We start from the raw sequence: 516 nt of genomic DNA on the forward strand, positions 1-516 counted from the left end.
GCCGATTATTTCGTGCGCATCATGCTCGACGCCGCGGCGCCGCTCGTCTCATGAAGCCGTTCGACGAACCGTTCGTGGCGATCGACGCGCCGCGCCTGCGCGGGCGCGGCTGGAGCGTGTTCGTCGACGAACTGAAGGTGCCCGCGCGGATCGGCATTCATGCGCACGAGCATGAAGCGCCGCAGCCGGTCGTGATCGACGCGCGGCTCGAGTATCGGTGCGAGCCGAGCGAGCAGGGCGAGTGGATCGACTACGACGGGTACTGCGCACGCGTGGCGTCGTTTCTGGCGCACAAGCCGCATACGCGGCTGCTGGAAACGCTCGTCGCCGATCTCGCGGTGCTGTCGTTCCGCGAATGGCCGGCGCTGGAATCGCTGACGCTGTCGATGTACAAGCCGAAGATCCGGCCGGGGACGAAGCGCGTCGGCGTGTCGCTCGACTGGACGCGCGGAGATTACCTGCGGTGGACGGGGGCGGCGGGGCAGCTTTGATCAAAGGGGGCTGGATCAAGGCACG

At 67.4% G+C, this 516-nt stretch carries 1 protein-coding gene; it reads left to right on the forward strand.

The features are described 5' to 3' along the window. Window positions 1-50 precede the first annotated feature (50 nt). Entirely contained in the window at window positions 51-491 is a 441-nt protein-coding gene (locus JMF90_RS39895; RefSeq protein WP_011547038.1) for a dihydroneopterin aldolase, read from the forward strand. Window positions 492-516: the final 25 nt, after the last annotated feature.

This window comes from Burkholderia sp. E168m23, from assembly GCF_016586125.1.
In the GTDB taxonomy this organism is placed as follows: domain Bacteria; phylum Pseudomonadota; class Gammaproteobacteria; order Burkholderiales; family Burkholderiaceae; genus Burkholderia; species Burkholderia orbicola.

Excerpts from the sequence above, each read along its gene's own strand:
- JMF90_RS39895 (WP_011547038.1), top strand. The coding sequence starts at position 51 with ATGAAGCCGTTCGACGAACCGTTCGTGGCGATCGACGCGCCGCGCCTG.